The sequence below is a fragment of the Wolbachia endosymbiont of Armadillidium vulgare str. wVulC genome (assembly GCF_001027565.1).
In the GTDB taxonomy this organism is placed as follows: Bacteria; Pseudomonadota; Alphaproteobacteria; order Rickettsiales; family Anaplasmataceae; genus Wolbachia.
Map to the genome: position 1 here is coordinate 131,128 of NZ_ALWU01000005.1, position 19,486 is coordinate 150,613.

12 protein-coding genes, 2 rRNA genes and 4 pseudogenes are annotated in these 19,486 nt (G+C 35.1%); 10 read left to right on the plus strand and 8 right to left on the minus strand.

Annotation, left to right across the window (positions count from 1 at the left end):
* Window positions 1-158: 158 nt before the first annotated feature.
* Window positions 159-1,040, plus strand: a pseudogene (locus wVul_RS10505) (transposase); the annotation flags it as partial.
* Between the two features lie 24 nt (window positions 1,041-1,064).
* Here wVul_RS10505 and wVul_RS08670 read toward each other — a convergent pair.
* The 6 genes and pseudogenes from wVul_RS08670 to pstC all read right to left on the minus strand — a co-directional run bounded on the left by wVul_RS08670 (window position 1,065) and on the right by pstC (window position 7,329).
* Window positions 1,065-2,157: pseudogene (locus wVul_RS08670) on the minus strand (IS256 family transposase).
* 319 nt (window positions 2,158-2,476) lie between these two features.
* Window positions 2,477-3,097, minus strand: a pseudogene (locus tag wVul_RS09805) (IS66 family transposase); the annotation flags it as partial.
* A gap of 107 nt (window positions 3,098-3,204) precedes the next feature.
* Window positions 3,205-3,849: a fructose-6-phosphate aldolase gene (gene fsa / locus wVul_RS04040; protein ID WP_047759271.1), complete on the minus strand. Its 645-nt coding sequence runs from the start codon at window positions 3,847-3,849 to the stop codon at window positions 3,205-3,207.
* Window positions 3,850-4,357: 508 nt separating this feature from the next.
* Window positions 4,358-4,702, minus strand: coding sequence for a F0F1 ATP synthase subunit epsilon (locus wVul_RS04045; protein WP_047759332.1), 345 nt, complete (start codon window positions 4,700-4,702; stop codon window positions 4,358-4,360).
* 5 nt (window positions 4,703-4,707) lie between these two features.
* The gene (gene atpD / locus wVul_RS04050) at window positions 4,708-6,144 is read right to left on the minus strand and encodes a F0F1 ATP synthase subunit beta (protein WP_179943853.1); all 1,437 of its coding nucleotides are present in this window, start codon (window positions 6,142-6,144) and stop codon (window positions 4,708-4,710) included.
* 96 nt (window positions 6,145-6,240) lie between these two features.
* Window positions 6,241-7,329 (minus strand): phosphate ABC transporter permease subunit PstC, encoded by a 1,089-nt coding sequence (gene pstC, locus wVul_RS04055; RefSeq protein ID WP_047759333.1) that lies wholly within the window; start codon window positions 7,327-7,329, stop codon window positions 6,241-6,243.
* Between the two features lie 107 nt (window positions 7,330-7,436).
* Here pstC and rpmH point away from each other — a divergent pair, with 107 nt between their 5' ends.
* From rpmH to wVul_RS04060, 3 genes are all read left to right on the plus strand, one after another.
* Window positions 7,437-7,577 carry a 50S ribosomal protein L34 gene (gene rpmH / locus wVul_RS08690; protein ID WP_114517097.1) on the plus strand — a complete coding sequence of 47 codons (141 nt, stop codon included), beginning with the start codon at window positions 7,437-7,439 and terminating at the stop codon, window positions 7,575-7,577.
* Window positions 7,578-7,584: 7 nt separating this feature from the next.
* A complete protein-coding gene (gene rnpA / locus wVul_RS08695) occupies window positions 7,585-7,929 on the plus strand; it encodes a ribonuclease P protein component (RefSeq protein WP_153295560.1) in 345 nt (114 codons plus the stop codon).
* Between the two features lie 90 nt (window positions 7,930-8,019).
* Window positions 8,020-8,229: a hypothetical protein gene (locus tag wVul_RS04060; protein ID WP_047759273.1), complete on the plus strand. Its 210-nt coding sequence runs from the start codon at window positions 8,020-8,022 to the stop codon at window positions 8,227-8,229.
* 24 nt (window positions 8,230-8,253) lie between these two features.
* Here the strand turns inward: wVul_RS04060 and rrf are convergent.
* Window positions 8,254-8,360: ribosomal RNA gene (gene rrf, locus wVul_RS04065) — 5S ribosomal RNA — on the minus strand.
* Window positions 8,361-8,417: 57 nt separating this feature from the next.
* Window positions 8,418-11,204 (minus strand): 23S ribosomal RNA (locus tag wVul_RS04070).
* A 331-nt stretch (window positions 11,205-11,535) separates the two neighbouring features.
* Here wVul_RS04070 and wVul_RS04075 point away from each other — a divergent pair.
* The 6 genes and pseudogenes from wVul_RS04075 (at window position 11,536) to wVul_RS04095 (ending at window position 19,467) form a co-directional block, all read left to right on the plus strand.
* Window positions 11,536-12,588, plus strand: a complete 1,053-nt coding sequence (locus wVul_RS04075; protein ID WP_047759274.1) for a methyltransferase domain-containing protein — start codon at window positions 11,536-11,538, stop codon at window positions 12,586-12,588.
* Between the two features lie 47 nt (window positions 12,589-12,635).
* Entirely contained in the window at window positions 12,636-14,441 is a 1,806-nt protein-coding gene (locus tag wVul_RS04080) for a ribonucleoside-diphosphate reductase subunit alpha (protein WP_153295536.1), read from the plus strand.
* Between the two features lie 309 nt (window positions 14,442-14,750).
* Window positions 14,751-15,884 (plus strand): annotated as a pseudogene (locus tag wVul_RS08700) (transposase).
* 292 nt (window positions 15,885-16,176) lie between these two features.
* Window positions 16,177-17,748 carry an actin-bundling T4SS effector WalE1 family protein gene (locus wVul_RS04085; protein ID WP_047759276.1) on the plus strand — a complete coding sequence of 524 codons (1,572 nt, stop codon included), beginning with the start codon at window positions 16,177-16,179 and terminating at the stop codon, window positions 17,746-17,748.
* A 229-nt stretch (window positions 17,749-17,977) separates the two neighbouring features.
* The gene (locus wVul_RS04090) at window positions 17,978-18,685 is read left to right on the plus strand and encodes a uroporphyrinogen-III synthase (protein ID WP_047759277.1); all 708 of its coding nucleotides are present in this window, start codon (window positions 17,978-17,980) and stop codon (window positions 18,683-18,685) included.
* Entirely contained in the window at window positions 18,685-19,467 is a 783-nt protein-coding gene (locus tag wVul_RS04095; RefSeq protein ID WP_047759278.1) for an exodeoxyribonuclease III, read from the plus strand. Before wVul_RS04090 ends, wVul_RS04095 begins: the two co-directional genes overlap by 1 nt.
* The last annotated feature ends 19 nt before the right edge of the window (window positions 19,468-19,486 follow it).

The window sequence follows — 19,486 nt, forward strand, 5'->3', positions numbered from 1 at the left end:
TTTAGATTTAACAAGTTAAGGAATATGTGCTTATAGTTTGTGTGGACGCAGGCTTTGTTGCATAGCTAGTGTTGGTTTAATGAAGGAAAAAAGCTTTAAAATGTATGGTACTAACACATTTTGTTGTAAAATAGGCATCTTTCAAACAAGTATAACTTATGCCACAAAAAATGAGAGTAAGTAACCAAAGAGAATATAACGAATTTCTCAAAAAAAGAGGAAATATTTTTCACTTTATTAATAGAGAATTGGTATGAAAGCAGTCCGAAATCAGCTGGCGGCAACAATGTTTATAGTGATAAGGTTGTAGTTTTAGTACACATATCTATTTAGGATAGGTTTAAGGCAAGCAGTAGGTTTTGTAAAGGGTACCTAGAAAAGATAGGAAAGGTTCTGAAGCTACTCTCAAGCTATCTAGGAGGCTAAACAAACTCAATATGAAGATTAATGATTGTAGAATAAATAAAGATGATATAGAAAATATTGAAATTGCTATGGATAGCAGCATGATTAGTATTTACAGCAATAGTTTTCAACACCACAAAACTAATGTTGAGAAAAGGAAGTATAATTATCTCGCTCAAGTGAGAAAGTTACATATTACCTTAAATATAATGAATAAAGAAGTAATGGCTACAAGCGCTACTTTACGTGACAGTGTATTAGCGTGTAGCATGAGATGGATAATAAGAGCAATATTTTGTCTCTTCGTGCGGATATGATGCAACCAATGTGTACAAGATATGTAAGGAGCTTAATATTAAACCTATAATACGACCCATAAAGAAAGCAATAGTCTATAAAAAGAGAGATTATTTATCGGAAAGGAATAACAACATTAAAGTTATACAATCTTGTGAAAACTATGAGAAGGAGTGGAAAATGATGATGAAATACGGTTTGAGATCACATTTCTTTTTTAGGTTTAATTGGATTTAGTTTCAAAAATAAATCTGAAATAAATCGTGAGAAAGAGTTGCTAATAGTGTTACTTGATTAATAAATTTACTGCAATCGGCATGCCTAAGTTGGGAGTGTTAAATAAACTGTGTCAAACTGCATTTTTAATTCAACTCAATTTTCAATCTGTTGGGAAAGAAAATGTCGAGCTGAGATATAGTCAATGCCCAATCATGTACAGGCATAGTCCATTTCTCCTTCACTTTCTTTATAGCACAATATACCTGTTTATACAAGGCATTTATGCTAGTAAATGAGCCCTTGGTTTTGGTGAATTTCCTAATTTGCCTATGTAGCCCCTCTATGGGATTAGTAGTATAGATTATCCTCCTAACTGGGTCGGAATACTTAAAATAACCAGATAGGTTTTCCCAATTATTCTGCCAAGATTATAGGGTACTTTGTGCCCCATTTTTCATCTAATTCCAACAGATAATTCTCGGCAATTTCCTTACTTGAAGCTTTTCTTTAAATCACTCAAAAAACTCTTTACTAGCTACATACTTCAGTGAGTTACGTATCTGATGCACTATACACATTCTGCATTAGGGAACACACCGTTTATTGCTGCAGGAAAGCTTTTTAGCCCATCTACACATGCAATTAGAATATCTTCCACTCCTCTCTCTTTGAGATCATTTAGTACTCCCAACCAGAACTTCACTTTCAGCTAAATAAAACTTCTTTTCTGCCATTTTGCTAATATATTATACATACATTTACTTACACAACTCCTTAAAAAACCATGAAAACTATCGGATATACAGACTGCAGCGGACGACTACGCCATTCGTTGATTACTGTTTGTCAGTAATACTTGATATCTCTGCCGCCGATATTTTGTGATCGTAAATTTCCTCAATATGTGACGCTATATCTCCATGCCACTGGCAAATGTGCTTAAGACCTTTGCTTCAAGTTCTGTTGTTTGTCTTTTTCTAACTATTTGGGGTTCAAAGCTTCCTTCCCTGTCTCTAGGTGTTAACAACTCAAATGAGTTGTACGTAAAGTTTTTCCCATTTCTTCGATTATTTTCTTCGCTTTCACCAGACAAGTGGTGTTCTATTTCACCTTCCAGACTTGCCTCAAGCAGCTTTTTTATAAACGGTGTTATCTCTTCCTGTTAGCGGTCTTCCTTCTCGTATAGACGACATCTTTATAATCTACCAAACCGGTAGTTTTATTTACTTGACTCATGTCAAACCTCCGTTTTTTTATATCAATTATATTTTTATTTCTTGGTTTGACACAGTTTATTTAACACTCCCCCTAAGTTCGAAATGGCTGCGTGAATTTTTCATATAAAATGTTAACATAAGTGGCTATGCAACAAAGCCGGTGGAGCATAAAATTCGTGAAATTAAGATTTTATGTCGCATACCTATCGCAATTTTCAGAAGAAATACAACATGAATAATTGCTGGTCTGGTAAACCTCAGACATGAGTTTTATTGATCCTGCTGCTCGCCTAACTCATGCTGAAATTAGTTGCATACCGTTTCGCAGTGGGTCTAAAGTACCTCTCGGTTACTACCAAACTATTATGATTGCAGCATACATTGTTTTTTAAAAACTTTCATTCCTCTTGACTCTGTAAGTTTTACAAAACTTGCTTAGCAAACACCAACCAATATTGTAATGACTCGTTTCATCAATATGCAACAACTTTCAGTTCCCTGCATTTTGATGCAACTCTATGTTCACTGTTTGATATGCTACCAATACTTATGCTCAAATTAAAAATTTCATTATGCTTTGAATTTTTGTAAAATCTCTTGAGTGCTGCAATTACACCTTGCTCCAAATGTATCTGCATTTTGCTAAGGAGCTACTTCTTCTTTTTCCACACCTTCAACTGATATTCTACTACATAAGACTTGGTTTGGTGAATCCCCCACCACATTCGCAAGAATTCTACCTTTACTACCTTCTATTTTAGATGCCCAACCTGACCGCCAATGTTCCTCTTGCTTATCCTTTTTTATTTTATACAATTCTTTTGAACTTGGCATTGATGAATTTTTCGAATTTAAACCAAGCCTTTCCTTTCTTTGAGCATTCTCAGAGCTTCTTTTTCGGCTTTTAAATTTTCTACCTCTATTTTTAAGTTTTCGCAAAGTTCTAAAAGTTTTACCATATTACCTCATAGCTATTCTATGATTAGACCACCTTGTCTACCTTGCTACTCCCCTGAACAGATACAATTATTGTGTTTTATGTTTTTTTCACATTTAGTAATGTCATTTATTGTTTTATGCCCCAATCTTTTTCAAATATTGCGACCCCTTGATCAGTAAGTGGATGATTAATTAACTGTCTAAGTACTTTTGCTGGTGCAGTAATTGAATTAGCACCAAGTTTTGCAGCTTCTATTACATGTGCTGGGCTTCTTACTGATGCAACAAGAACTTTTGTTTTGAAACTATAATTAGAATATATAGTGCATATATCTTTTATTAGCGATAAGCCATCATAGCTTATATCATCAAGACGGCCAACAAAGGGAGAAACAAAACAAGCACTGGCCTTAGCGGCAAACAGTGCTTGTCCAGGAGAAAAACATAATGTGATGTTAACAGGTATTTTATGCTCTGTCCACAACTTTTTACAAGAAATTAATCCTTCATATGTAAGGGGCAATTTTACCACAACATTATCAGCGATTTCCGCTAATTTAAGGCCTTCCTTAATCATATCTTCATGGCTACTTGCAACAACTTCAACACTAACAGGCCCTTTTATAATAGAGCATATTTCACTTACTAAATCTTCGTATTTATCTTTATGCCCAGATTTCGCTATCAAAGAAGGATTAGTTGTTATGCCATCAACGAACTCTTTTAGCTCCTTAATTTCATTCAAATCAACGCTATCAAGAAAAATTTCCATATTAATCTCCTATTAAAAAACTATCTTTACAAAACATTGTCATCTTTGAAGGCAAAAGTACAAAAATGGTGTTATCCCAGTGTCCGCTACAGAACTGTACGAACGTTCAGTAAGGCAAGGTGTCATTCCAGTGCTTGACACTGGAATCCAGCCTATTTCATCATAGAAATTGTTTTCGACATATGTTCCTAGAATCCCCTGCCAATTGCATGATTTACAAATATTTTTACACCTAGATCCCAGTGTCACGCACTGGGATGACAAAGGTGAACACTGGGATGACAGGGAAGAGAATACTGGATGACAGAAAAAAAGCACTTGGATGACGCCATTTTTTGTACTTTTGCCTTCAAAGATGCAACGTTCGTATAGCAGTGAACTTGACCATAGGATCCAGTTGTCAAAATTTCTGGATCCCAGTGTCACGCACTGGGATGACAAAAAAAGAGCCCCCTGAGCAAAAATCTTATAGCCACTTGAATGATAATTGACTTTTTGCCTAAAATAACTAAGAAAGAAACTTCTCATCAAGATAATTTAAATATATACCAACTCTCTTATTTTTTAATGATTCCTCATCATGAGTCAAGTGATCAAAAACCTGAATTTGATTTGTTACAATGCTACAATTATTATTCGCAACCTCTAATATACCACTGTCAATTACAACTTTTTTCTTTGTCTGGTTATTCATTTGAGCAGTAATTATACCAGGCAATAAATAAATTAAGTAAGGAGAATAGTAAGCTAAAATCATCAACTCCCCCTCAAGCCCACTCACTGAAAGAGAAACTACTTCATCAAATGAAATTTTATTATCAGGAGAAAAAAATTGCACCTTAAAAGTGTTCATCATCTTTAATGCTTAGCTCCAACTTCAGCTTTTATCGACTCAGCCTTTTCTATTGCTTCACCTATACTTCCTACCATATAAAACGCAGCTTCTGGCAGATGGTCATATTTACCTTCAATAATTCCTTTAAAACTGGAAATAGTATCAGAAAGTGAAACAAATTTACCAGACATGCCAGTAAATACCTCCGCAACATGAAAAGGTTGAGAAAGAAACTTCTGAATTTTACGAGCTCTATCAACAACAATTTTATCTTCATCAGATAGTTCATCCATACCAAGTATTGCGATAATATCTTGCAGCGACTTATAAGTTTGCAATATACGTTTCACCTCAGAAGCCACATTATAATGTTCCTCACCAATGATTTCAGCAGATAAAGACTGAGAAGTTGAATCAAGTGGATCAACAGCAGGATATATGCCCATTTCAGCTATTTGTCTTGACAATACTGTGGTGGCATCAAGATGAGAGAATGTAGTTGCTGGAGCTGGATCAGTCAAATCATCCGCAGGAACATATATAGCCTGTATAGAAGTAATAGAACCAGCAGTAGTTGAGGCTATTCTCTCTTGCATAGCGCCCATATCAGTTGCAAGAGTTGGCTGATAACCAACAGCTGATGGTATTCTTCCAAGTAAAGCAGAAAGTTCAGAGCCAGCTTGAGTGAAACGGAAGATATTATCTACAAAAAATAGAACATCTTGGTTTTCACGATCACGAAAATACTCCGCCATAGTTAGCGCCGTTAAAGCAACTCTAGCCCTTGCTCCAGGAGGCTCATTCATTTGACCATAAACCAAAACGGCTTGAGATTTTTCGTGCTCATTTATATCTATTACATTCGAAGTGATCATCTCATTATAAAGATCATTACCTTCACGCGTTCTCTCCCCTACTCCGGCAAATACGGAAAATCCTTTATGAGCTTTTGCTATATTATTAATTAATTCCATTATCAGAACTGTTTTACCAACACCAGCTCCACCAAATAAGCCGATTTTTCCTCCTTTAAGATAAGGTGCAAGAAAATCTATAACCTTTATTCCTGTAACTAAAACTTCTTCCTGTATCTTCTGCTCAGTAAAACTTGGAGGTGATCTATGTATAGGTTCTAAATCATACTTTCCTTTCAGCGGACCACACTCATCTATAAGCTCTCCCACAACATTAAAGATCCTTCCTAAAGTTGAACGTCCAACCGGAACTGATATTGGTGCACCTGTATCAACAAATTCGTCACCTCTTGACATACCATCTGTGCTATCCATAGCAATACAACGGACTATATTGTCACCTATATGCTGTGAAACCTCTAAAATTAGCTCCTTGCCCTTATATTTTAATTTGCTTTTTAAAGCATCAAATATCTTAGGTAATTCGCCTTCAAATCTTAAATCAACAACTGCTTGAGTTATTTTAACTACTTTACCTATATCCATCTCTTTCATCACCTAACACTACAATTCTATAAAAGAACTTCTAAAGAAAATAAATCTTACATTATTAACAGAAATTTTGCAATATTAAAACACTTACTAGTTACGCTTCATTATAAACAATGCAAATGCATTCAATAGCCAAGTAATAATAAACAGCACCAAACTAAGCGCATAAGCAGCAAGAGTTTGCACACTATTGAAATCCTGATCTCCGGTAAGCAATGTAGCAATTTGCACAGTAATCGTAGTAATTGAATTAAGAGGATTAAAAGTCAAATTTGCGTTAATTCCCACAGCCATTAGCACAATCATTGTTTCACCTATCACTCTTGAAATCGATAATAAAATTGCACTTAAAATTGTAGGCATTGCATAAGGTATTGTTATATGCCATATAGTTTCCGCTGGAGTTGCACCAAGCGCCATAAAACCATAACGTAAACTTTTTGGAACAGATCTTATAGCATCTTCGAGTAAAGAAATAATAAAAGGAAGAATCATTACCCCAATTGATAAACCAGCAACTAAGGCACTTTCTGAGTGTATACTTAACTCAAAAAAATTAGCTACCTTCTTCACAAATAAGGATAAAAATACAACTGAGAAATATCCATACACAATCGTAGGAATAGCAGATAAAACTTGTAAAATAGTATTAACAACGTAACGCGCTTTCTTGCTTGCATATTCGCTAATATATATTGCAGAAAGTAAACCAAGCGGGATCACAACTAACATTGCTACAACAGTTATAAGTAATGTCCCTACTAAAAGTGGTGCTATACCAAAATACCCTACCTCTCCTTTGCCGATAATAGCTACATTGTGGTTCCATTTTAAACAAAATAAGAATTTTGAAATAGCTACTTTATTAAAAAAATTAATGGACTGAATAAAAATAGATAGCATTATAAATAAAGTGATAAAAAGTGATATGGCTAAAGCCATAAATAACAAAAATTTTACCATCTTATTTCTTTTACCCTTAAAGATAAAAATCAGCATAAAAAAAAGTAACGCTATAGAAATAGAAGTTATAAAATAACCATCATAGAGTGCTAACAACCAAGGTAGCATCCACATACAACTCAAATATATATAAGACTTAACTTTACTTACTGTTTGAAATCTACTCAAACAAAATAAAAGGATTAGTAAAACAGGTACACCTATAATTAAATTCATTTTTCCATACATCAAATTTTATTCTACAAGAATGTCATATAAGTTCACTATTATTTGACAATAAAGTAAAACTATTTAAAATAAATCATTATATTAATACAAAAACAATGAGCACAAAAAGAACATTCCAACCAAGCAAATTGATAAGAAAGCGTAGGCATGGGTTTCGTTCACGCATGGCAACAAGAGCTGGAAAAGCAATCCTTAATAGGCGTCGTTCATTAGGATGTAAAAAATTATGCGCATAATAAAACTATCGAGCATAAAAAAAAAGATTTTTCTTCTGTTTTTAAAAATAAGTTAGCATTTAACAGTTCTTTTTATCGCGGATTTTACATATCGCTATATGCCAAAAAAGAAGAAGAACCTGAAAAGTATGTTAACACTATTAGAATAGGTCTAGCTATTAGTAAAAAAGTCGAAAAAGCAGCAAAAAGAAATAAAATAAAAAGGCAATTACGAATGCTCGCTAAAATTAGCATTTTAAATATAAGTAATGTAGGATACTACTACATAATACTAACTCATAAAAACATTATGCAAGCAGGCTATAAAAATTTACAAAAAGATCTAACTATTTGCTTAAAAAAGATAAAATAAGAAAAAATTTTCACTAAAGTATTTACAACTATATTTTTTATGATAAGGTAAGTAAAGTTTTTAAAATAAATTAATAGATGTGGGTAGTTAGTGGTAGAGAGTATAAGAAAGCAAGATAAAAAGCTTGATACAAATAATATTAAGGAAGGTTTTTATGAATATAAAGAATCTAGCTATCGTACACAATGGAAAATAGCATTTGAACAAAGCCAATACTTAGAACAAAATAAGAATAAACCTAGAGCACAGCTGCTAAACTTAAACATAGAAACAACCTCTTGCAATAAGAGAATCATTTGATAAAAGTAAAAAAAAATTTTATAAACTTGGCAGCGACCTACTTTCCCTTTTTAAGTATCATCGGCGCTAAAAAGCTTCACTTCCGAGTTCGAAATGAGATCGGGTGGTTCATTCTTGCTATAGCCACCAAGTTAATAAAAATTTCCAATTTAATTTAATATTTAACACTGCATATATACATATAGAAAGCAAATAAATCAATCAGGCTATTAGTACTAGTTAGCTCCACATGTTACCATGTTTCCACACCTAGCCTATCAACGTGGTAGTCTCCCACGGCCTTAATTGGGAAATCTTTTTGAAGAGGGTTTCTTGCTTATATGCTTTCAGCAATTATCCCATCTATACATAGCTACCCAGCGATGCTATTGGCATAACAGCTGGTACACCAGAGGTATATCCATCTCGGTCCTCTCGTACTAGAGTCAGATCTTCTCAAATTTCCTTAACCCACGGCAGATAGAAACCGAACTGTCTCACGACGTTCTAAACCCAACTCACGTATCACTTTAATCGGCGAACAGCCGAACCCTTGGGACCTTCTTCAGCCCCAGGATGTGATGAGTCGACATCGAGGTGCCAAACGGTGTCGTCGATATGAACTCTCGAACACCATCAGCCTGTTATCCCCGGCGTACCTTTTATCCGTTGAGCGATGACCCTTCCATACAGAATCACCGGATCACTATGACCGACTTTCGTCCCTGCTTGGCTTGTCAGCCTCGCAGTCAGGCAAGCTTATGCCATTGTACTATCAAGCTGATTTCCGACCAGCCCTAGCTTACCTTCGCACGCCTCCGTTACTTTTTAGGAGGCGACCGCCCCAGTCAAACTACCCACCATACAATGTCCTAGTTCCAGATAATGAAACATAGTTAGATATCAAAAATGCAAAGGGTGGTATCTCAAGGTTGACTCCATTACAGCTAGCGCCATAACTTCAAAGTCTCCCACCTATCCTGCACATCACATTTTTAATAGCAATGTAAAGCTATAGTAAAGGTGCACGGGGTCTCTTCGTCTAACCGCGGGTACCCCGCATCTGCACGGGGAATTCAATTTCGCTGAAATGATGTTGGAGACAGTGGAGAAATCGTTACGCCATTCGTGCGGGTCGGAACTTACCCGACAAGGAATTTCGCTACCTTAGGACCGTCAGTGTTACGGCCGCCGTTTACTGGGGCTTCAATTCAGAGCTTGCACCCTTCCTATTAACCTTCCAGCACCGGGCAGGCGTCAGACCCTATACTTCCACTTACATGTTTGCAGAGTCCTGTGTTTTTAGTAAACAGTCGCTACTCCCTATTTTGTGCCACCTACTCATAGTTGCCTAAAAGCAGGTTACCCTTCTTCCGAAGTTACAGGTATAATTTGCCGAGTTCCTTCAACATCATTCTTTCAACACCTTAGTATACTCTACTCATCTACCAGTGTCGGTTTACGGTACGGCCTTATAAATATAAGTGCTATTTCCTGGAGCTTTTTCTAAGCATAGATCAATCCAATAAGACCTATACAAATACAAAACCCGTCACACTTAAAAGGTTTAGGAATATTAACCTAATTGCCATCGACTACTCCTTTATGGACTCGCCTTAGGAACCGACTAACCCTACGCAGATTAACTTAACGTAGGAACCCTTAGATTTTTGGTGAGAGTGTTTTTCACACTCTTTTACGCTACTTATGTCAGCATTCTCACTTCCGATATCTCCAGCAGTCCTCTCAAACTACCTTCACAGACTTACGGAACGCTCCGCTACCGCACCCATTGATCGAAATCAACAAGTACTCACATCTTCGGTATACAGCTTTAGCCCCGGTACATTTTCGGCGCAGAAAAACTTATTTAGACAAGTGAGCTGTTACGCTTTCTTTAAAGGATGGCTGCTTCCAAGCCAACCTCCTAGCTGTAATGGTTTTTCTACTTCCTTCCCCACTTAGCTGCAATTTTGGGACCTTAGATAGTGATCTGGGTTGTTTCCCTCTTCACCACGGACTTAGCACCCGTAGTGTGCCTGTTGTACAATTAATTATTGGTATTCGGAGTTTGGTTAGATTTGGTAAGATGATGAATCCCCCTAGTCTATCCAGTGCTCTACCCCCAACAACATACATACAACGCTCTACCTAAATAGATTTCGCGGAGAACCAGCTATTTCCAAGTTTGATTGGCCTTTCACCCCTAATCACAACTCATCCAATAATGTTGCAACATTAACTGGTTCGATCCTCCAGTGTGTTTTACCACACCTTCAATCTGGTCATGACTAGATCACTTGGTTTCGGGTCTAATCCATAAAACTAAAACGCCCTATTCAGACTTGCTTTCGCTACGCCTACACCTAACGGCTTAAGCTTGCTTCATAGATTAACTCGCTGACCCATTATGCAAAAGGTACGCTGTCACTCTAATACAAACTAACTACAAGATTGCTCTTGTAGGAAAAGCATAGAGCTCCAACTGTTTGTAAGCACTCGATTTCAGATTCTATTTCACTCCCCTCCCGGGGTTCTTTTCACCTTTCCCTCACGGTACTTGTTCACTATCGGTCGCTAAGGAGTATTTAGGCTTGGAGGATGGTCCCCCCATATTCAAACAGGATTTCACGTGCCCCGCTCTACTCAAGGATTTAAAAACTTTCTACTTATACAGGACTATCACCTTCTATGGTTACTATTTCCAGAGTATTCTAATTCTTATTCTTAAATCACTAGCCTTTTCCGCTTTCGCTCGTCACTACTAACAGAATCTCGATTGATTTCTTTTCCTTTGGCTACTTAGATATTTCAGTTCACCAAGTTTGCTTTACATACTTAGTATGTAATAACTAGCTAAGCTAGTTGGGTTTCCCCATTCGGAAATCTGCGGATTAGAATTTGTTGACAATTACCCGCAGCTTATCGCAGCCTGCCACGTCCTTCATCGCCTCTTAACGCCAAGGCATCCATCAAGTGCTCTTAATAATTTATTTATCTGACTATATGTAGAATATGCAGAGTTAAATATTAACTTACAATTGAATTGAGATTAAATTAATCTCTACCATAAAACTTGTCAAACATCTAAAAACTAATCTTTTACATACTACAACCTGATAAATAATATGTCAACGCCTTTTTACACAAAACATTTCCTATTATTATCAACAACAATATACCAGCAATCCTAAACAGTATAATCTGAGAAATATACGGTAAATTTATATATACAGAAAAATTAATGAAAAAGATATTTTGTAAGATAAAATGTGTTAAAATTAGTTACCTAAAAACGATAATGAACATTCGGAGTATTTCTAATGTATGAAAAGTAATCTCTCTTTTATAAAAAACGTTGTTTTAAATTGTATATCTAAGCTCACTAGTGTATTAAATATTAAGAAAGTAAGAGATTTGATTATGGATAAATATAATACTCTCTATAAAGAAATCGTAGTGCTTCTTGAAAAATCTAAAAACCTGTTAAATACCAACATTGAAATCGGTTTATATCACTTTTATAAAGGTAATATATCAGATGCAAAGTTAAGATTTTGGTTAATTAGCATATTCCACCCCAATTCACCTATAATCTGGTATAATATTGGAAGATGTCATTTTGCAGTAGGAAATACTAACAAAGCTTATAATTATTTAACAAAAACGCTAAAATTAGATAGTAGTTATGAAGAAGCTTCTTACTACATAAAAAAAATAACAAACACATCAGATATTATAGAATTGCCTGAAAATCTCATAAAGCAATATTTCGATTACACAGGTGAATATTTTGTTGAGCATTGGCTGATTGCCAAACAATACAGAGGGCATGAACTCGTACACATGATAATTACAAAAGTCTTTAACAACTCCACTTCTGAACTAAATATACTTGATCTTGGTTGCGGTACTGGAATATGTGGTCATTTCCTAAAAATAAATAATGTCAGAAGTTGTACAACGGGAGTTGACATCTCAAATAGAATGCTAAATATTGCAAGAGGATGCCTTATAAAAGGTAAACCTGTTTACAATGAGTTAATACATATGGAAATGAAAGAGTTTCTTAAACAGGAGAAGAGCCAGCAGTACGATGTAATTATCTTTGCTGAAGTACTACATTATCTATATGATTTTCGAGCAGAATTGGAATTAGCAAAAGGATTGACAAACAAAAAAGGGGTTATTGTATGTTTGGTAAGAAGAAAAGAAGGTAAAGGTATTGACTTTATAAACAAAGGAGATTATTTTCGTCATTCGGAAGACTACATTCACCATGTTGCAAAAGAAATAAACATGCAAATAAGTCATATGAGTTATTGTAAAATATATGGCAGTCAGGTTGACGGTATCTTGTTTGCATTACAGCATCCATAAAAAAAAAATTCAACAACTTAATCTAGGAATCGCTCAAATAAATGTCTATGAATCATAAAAGGAGCCTTATGAATTACATTGCTATTAACTACGCAAAGGACAGTAAATTAACCGACTTTGGAAAAGCAGTTCTATTGGACAGGTATTTAATAGAAAATGAAAGTTATCAAGGTCTCTTTATACGCATTGCCAATTACTACTCTGATAACAAAGAGCATGCACAGCGTCTTTATGATTACATGAGCAATTTGTGGTTCATGCCTTCAACGCCAATACTTAGCAATGGTGGTACCAAGAGAGGATTACCTATTTCCTGCTTTCTTAATGAAACTGAAGATAGCTTGCAGGGAATAGTTGATTTATGGAATGAAAATGTTTGGCTCGCTGCACGTGGAGGAGGCATAGGTAGTTATTGGGGAAATCTACGCTCAATTGGTGAAAGTGTCAAAGGTAGCGGTAAAACATCAGGAATTGTGCCATTTATTGTGGTACAAAATGCTCTAACACTTGCAATCAGTCAAGGATCTTTAAGAAGAGGAAGCTCAGCAGTTTATCTTCCTGTATCCCATCCAGAGATAGAAGAGTTTCTTGACATACGCAAGCCAACAGGAGGTGATCCAAATCGCAAAGCACTAAATATACACCATGCTGTAATAGTGACAGATAAATTTATGCAAGCCGTTGAAGGTGACAAAGAGTGGGAGTTAATCAGTCCTCACAATAAAAAAGTTATCTCAACTGTCAAAGCACGTGATATATGGATCAAAATGTTAACAGCAAGAATTGAGACTGGAGAACCTTACATTATTTTTCTTGATGCAATAAGTAACAATAAACCAGAATCTTACAAAAAGCTCAATTTAGACATCAAAATGTCAAACCTATGCAGTGAAATAACTTTAACTACAGGTTACGATCACCTGAACAAGTCACGCACTGCTGTATGTTGTCTATCATCTGTGAATCTTGAATACTACGAAGAATGGAAAGATAATGAGCTCTTCACAGAAGATATAATGCGTTTTCTTGATAATGTACTAGAGGACTTCATAAATAAAGCACCAAATGAAATACAGCGAGCAAAATATTCCGCAATAAGAGAGCGTAGTATCGGTCTTGGTGTGATGGGTTTTCATTCACTTTTACAAAGCAAAATGATTCCTTTTGAATCGGTAATGGCACAACAATGGAATAAAAAAATATTTAAGCATTTACGACAACAAGCAGATATAGTTTCTAAAAAATTAGCAGAAGAAAAAGGGCCATGTCTTGACGCTAAAGAAATCGATCTAATGGAAAGGTTTACACATAAGCTCGCTATCGCTCCAACTGCCTCAATTTCGATTATTGCAGGCAACACTTCCCCTGGAATAGAGCCATATGCAGCAAACGTATTCATACAGAAGACACTAACAGGTTCATTTGTAGTGCGAAATAAATTCTTGCAAAAATTATTAGCAGAAAAGAATCAAGACAACGATAAAATATGGTCCTCAATCTCGACAAATGAGGGTTCTGTTCAGCATTTAGATTTTCTTAGTGAGCATGAAAAACTGACATTTAAAACAGCATACGAACTTGATCAACAATGGATCATAGAACATGCAAGTGATAGAACTCCTTATATTTGTCAATCTCAATCAGTAAATCTGTTCTTATCTGCCAATGTGTATAAACGTTACTTACACAAAATACACATGCTTGCTTGGAAAAAAGGATTAAAAAGCTTATATTACTGCAGATCACAATCAATACAAAGAGCTGACAAGGTCTCACATGACATATTCAAAAAAAGTGAAATATTGCAACAAAAAACAGATATTAATTATGATGAATGTCTATCATGCCAGTAGACTGTGCATACCTTACTGTCACCAAAATACAACTGTACAAAAGTTATGTTTTCAAGGCAACTCAGTTGTCGCTCAGTATTCTCTTACCCGGCAGGCTTTATTGCATAGGAGAAAAAGATTTAGCAGTGATTCTGTTATAGAGTAAATATCTATCAAATAAATACAGCTTATGCCACAAAGAATAGACTTCTTGGATAACCTAAGGAAGCAGCTTAAAATTAGGGAGTGTAAAATAAACCATAGGAGTCAAGTTAAGGAAATAAAGGTATGAAAGAGATAGAATAATAAGTTCTCCCAGATGTACTTTTAGTGAGAGAACCAATGAATAAAATAACTTGCTTATAAAAAAAGCTCAAAGAATTTTTTAATGAAAAAGTAGACAAAATCTCAATTACAACAAGGTTTATAAAAAGAAAGAGAAAGCTAAAAGGTTCATCGTTCGTAAAAGCCATGGTCTTATAGGGGTTGATAATTGTAGCGTAGAAACAATGTGTCAATTACTAAACGAGAGATATAACAAAACAAGGTTTAGATTTACTGAAGAAGCAGTGGAATTTATGAAAAGAATGAATCTGTGGTTCTCTTTAAAAATATCTTGCAAGTTGATTGCAAAATCTTGCAGCAATTTAAAAGCGTCAAGTAGTAGCTCTGCCTAACAGTATGGAAGAGATGTATAAAGGGTAGTTACAAAGGTTATGAGAGTAATACTAAGTCTGGAGTTTTCGACTACATGAAATAAACCAACTTAATTTAACGGAGGTCAGACCAAGGATATAGTAAGTAAGCAATGATTTGCTAATCTCGGTTATTTTGTGCCAATAAACAAATCAATGAAATAGGAGCTTATTTCATAAGTCGTTGATACCAACATATATGATAAATCAAAAAATGGAATTATTGGAATATTTAGAGATTTTTAGAAAACGAGGTATTGTTAGGAAAAGAAGCAAAAATTAGAGTAAGAATTATATGTCAGAAACTAACTGAATATGGCCAGAAGAAGGAAAGCTAATAGATTAGCGAGATCGCAAGGATATACATCCTCTACAAGAATTGTTAAACTGGTCAATACTAATGTTCCAGAAAATAAAATTAGTGCTGAGCAATAGAGTAAGGTGGCAAATTATTTAAATTGTATAAAAGCCATATCAGACTTGATAAGCTACCGTGCAGAGTATTATGTGAACTATATGCTAAATTGTGCGCAATTCTTATATTTCACGGCATAGTTGGTTGCACAGAAGTGAAAAAGAATACAGTTTAACAAAGGCATTTATTGAGTTAAAAAGGCGGGTTAGAGAGTTATTTTTAGCACTAAAGAATAAAGTTAATAGTTTGGAAATTTTTCTTAAACATAACTTGGTCACGATTTTCATTAAAAGATAAGTACAGAAAAACTAGAGTATCTACCTAACTTCCCTGAATTCGCTCACAATCTCTTAACTTGACGCCTATGGTTTATTTAACACTCCCAATCTAAACGAGACGTCATATCGCAACAATCACTAACGAGTAGCGGCCTCTCGCCATCTATAGTCCCTTCTCCTATCATTCCAAGACTAGGATAACACCTATCGACAGCAGCATTCACAAAATTGTGTTTAGCTACTTACATTGCACCATTTAATTTTCTGTGCTTCCAAAAAACACATTAAGTAAACATTGGTAGTCGAATTAACACTAACTTAAGAACTGAAGAATACAATTATAATATATTGTTAATGTGAGGTTAAAAATGTCACCTAGTGAAAAAAACTCTTCAAATTTTGTTGAAACTAAGCAAGATGATCTTGATTTGAGTAAAATGATGCAAGATTCATCAAATTCAGATATTGCTCATGATTCTAAGAAGCTAAAGGAAAGAATTACTGATTTGTTAAAAAGAGATACAGAATTTTCCAAGATGAAACAAGGAGATAAGGCTCTTGTAGTAGGTACAGCAAGTGGGTTATTTACAGCAATGCTACCACTTTTGGCAGTTGGTGCAACACTTGTTATACCAGGTGCTATAGTTGGTCTTACTTTATATTTCGCTGCGAAAGTCGCTGTAAAAGCAGTTCAATCTGGATATAAAGGGCTCAAATGGTCAGCAGAAAAAACAGTTGAAGGGGCGAAGCATATTGGCGGGAAAATTAAAGATGGTACTGTGTATGTTAAAGATAAGGTAGGAGATGGTTATGAAAATTCAGTAGATTCACTGAAGAGGGGTACTCGTTTTATAAGTGAAAAAACAAAGGAAAAGACAAGTGATATACTCACTGCAACAGCGAATAAATTATATCGTGCGGCTGGTAATGAAAATTATTCAGATAGAATAGATAATGAGCTTATCCCTGACTCGCCACAAAAGGAGAAGATCCAAGGAATAAAAGGAGATCTTAGAGCAATTTGCACGGACGGACAAAGTGATTCCATGTTAAGAAAGAGCATAATTTCTGGGATATCATTGAAAATAGGGGGAAAAATAGAAGCAAGAGAGAAGGAGGAACTCAGTTGCTTTGCAAGTGATGTTGCGGAAAGTTCTGATTTGATTATGAGGTGGAAAGAACAGAAAAAGTTTATTGATAACTTGGGTGCAGATGGTTTGCGTAACTTAGTTACAAAAAGACTATCGGATAAAGATAAATACTTTAGAGACAGTATTTTCTCTGAACATCACGATGAGATTAAGGAGGTTATTACGGAATGCGAATTTGATCAACTTGCAAAGATGCGCTGTAACAATATAGAAAATGCAGCAGGAAGAAAAGCTAGTAGATCATTTTTTTCAGGGAGAAGAAGAGACTCTGAACAATCTCACAGCTTGTCGGGAAGCAGTTCAATGGATTCTCTAAGCAGTTACAGCAACGAAGCGGAATTATTAAATCCTAATGAGCATAAGGAAGTAAAAGCACCTACCTCACTTTGGAGCAAGTTGTCATCATCGCTAAAAGGTGGCAAAAAGCCAGAGGAAGCTACTTATATAAGATATCAAGATTCTGAGTTGGATCAGATACAATCTGCAGAGATAGGAAATAGCCGTTTTTATGTTGCTCCGGAGAAACCGCCAAGAAGCAATTCAATGGGTTCTTTAAGCACTGACAGTACTGCTACAACTTCTAGCTTTGCCAGTTACCGTCGTAATTCTGATAGTGGGTTCAATTCACCAAGTTCTTCTACTCCACAAAGACATAGTCCTTCTCAAGAAACAAGATTTGGTCTAGGAGTTACGGAAGAGCTCACTGAGAAGTTGGCAAAACGACGTGCGATTGTAGATCAACCAAACGTAGAATCTGTTCAACAAAAAGCTGAGCCTAGTAAAGGATAAACAAAACCGCTTATCATTCTAAAAGGATGTTACTCAACGAGTAACGTCCTTTTTCCCATTTGATCAAAAATGTTCGCTTATTTACGATCAATTTTTCATTACCGGGCCAATCATGGAGTCTCTTTTACCTTTTTTTTCTAATTTATGCAAGAAACTTAAAAAATAAAAGTTTTTATTCAATAATTTGTCTATAAGGGATATTATTTTACTGCTAGTGAAATAAACCAGAATGAAGTCCATTTTATTGACAAGGCCTTTATTAGATTCGTTGAGTACAAGAAGCACACTGAAAAAATATGGATACAAAGTTTTTATAGAACCAGTATTTACAATAAAGCTCTTAAATCCTGATATATCTACCTATGAATTTGACGTTGTGATATCCACAAGTAAAAACAGTGTAAAGGCTTTCAGTCAAATATGTAAAGAGGATGACTTTCCAATTATTACGGTTAGTAATTCAACCATGCAGGCTGCAAAAAATTTGGGATTTTCCGATATAATCTCAGCAGACAGCAACGTTGATGGTCTGATATCATTTATAAAAACTCATTATTCAAACGCAATAAAGTTCTTATATATAAGGGGACAAGAAGTATCATGTGACCTAAAAAAAAGATTATCTGAAGAAGATTTTAACGTAAGAGAAGTTGTACTCTATAAAACAATTACTAAAAGGAGTCTAACTAATAGGTGTAAAAATTTATTATTGGATGGTAAAATTGATAGTGTTGCCTTTTTTTCCTCACAGACAGCAAGGGTATTTTGTTCATTAGTTCTAAAAAGTGGACTATCTCATGTGATAAATAATACAGTTGCATATACCATGAGTAAGAACATTGCTGATAGTTTAAAGTTAATCAAATGGAAAAAAATTATAACATCGAGATTGCCTACTGGGGAGAGTTTAATTGATATAATTAATAAGGATTGTTGATGCTAAGGATTGCAACTTGGAACGTAAACTCCATACGTAAAAGAATTAACCAACTTTGTAGTTTTATAGTTGATAGTCAGATAGATATAATTTTGCTGCAAGAGATAAAATGTACAGAAGAGCAATTTCCTTATGCAGAGATAGAAAAGTTAGGATATGAATATGCTATCTATGGACAAGTTGCAAGAAATGGTGTTTGTGCTTTATCTAAATATCCAATATTGGAGCAGTTTAAGATTGACATTGTAGAAGATTATCAAGAAGCGCGTTATGTAGAGTGCATAATAAAGTACAATAATCAGAAGGTAAGGGTAGGAAGTGTATACGTGCCAAACGGCCAAAGCCTAGACTCTCAAGCATTTGAATATAAACTCAAGTTTTTTGATAATTTATATAAAAGGATGAACAATCTATTAAAAAATGAAGAGTTAACCATCATAGCTGGCGATTATAATGTTGCACTGAATGAAATTGATATTTTTGATTCAAATTTATTAAATGGCCAAGTGTGCTTTCATATAAAAGAGCGTGAGAAATTAAGAGCGATCTTGAATCTTGGTTTTAAAGATGCATTTAGAATATCTCACCCAAACTTGCAACAATTCACTTGGTGGCATTATCAAGGTAATTCACTAAGAAATAATCAAGGAATGCGAATAGATCATATGCTGCTATCGCCACAAGCTGCAGATAAATTGGAAACATGTTACATAGACGATAGGTTGCGTAAGCTAGAAAATCCATCTGATCATACTCCTGTTGTATGTGTTATAAAACAATAAAAGACCTCTTACACAATTC

Bases quoted from the DNA above. Each gene is read 5' to 3' on its own strand.
- fsa (WP_047759271.1), bottom strand. From the start codon at position 3,849: ATGGAAATTTTTCTTGATAGCGTTGATTTGAATGAAATTAAGGAGCTA.
- wVul_RS04045 (WP_047759332.1), bottom strand. From the start codon at position 4,702: ATGAACACTTTTAAGGTGCAATTTTTTTCTCCTGATAATAAAATTTCA.
- atpD (WP_179943853.1), bottom strand. From the start codon at position 6,144: ATGGATATAGGTAAAGTAGTTAAAATAACTCAAGCAGTTGTTGATTTA.
- pstC (WP_047759333.1), bottom strand. From the start codon at position 7,329: ATGAATTTAATTATAGGTGTACCTGTTTTACTAATCCTTTTATTTTGT.
- rpmH (WP_114517097.1), top strand. From the start codon at position 7,437: ATGAGCACAAAAAGAACATTCCAACCAAGCAAATTGATAAGAAAGCGT.
- wVul_RS04075 (WP_047759274.1), top strand. From the start codon at position 11,536: ATGAAAAGTAATCTCTCTTTTATAAAAAACGTTGTTTTAAATTGTATA.
- wVul_RS04080 (WP_153295536.1), top strand. From the start codon at position 12,636: ATGAATCATAAAAGGAGCCTTATGAATTACATTGCTATTAACTACGCA.
- wVul_RS04085 (WP_047759276.1), top strand. From the start codon at position 16,177: ATGTCACCTAGTGAAAAAAACTCTTCAAATTTTGTTGAAACTAAGCAA.
- wVul_RS04090 (WP_047759277.1), top strand. From the start codon at position 17,978: ATGAAGTCCATTTTATTGACAAGGCCTTTATTAGATTCGTTGAGTACA.
- wVul_RS04095 (WP_047759278.1), top strand. From the start codon at position 18,685: ATGCTAAGGATTGCAACTTGGAACGTAAACTCCATACGTAAAAGAATT.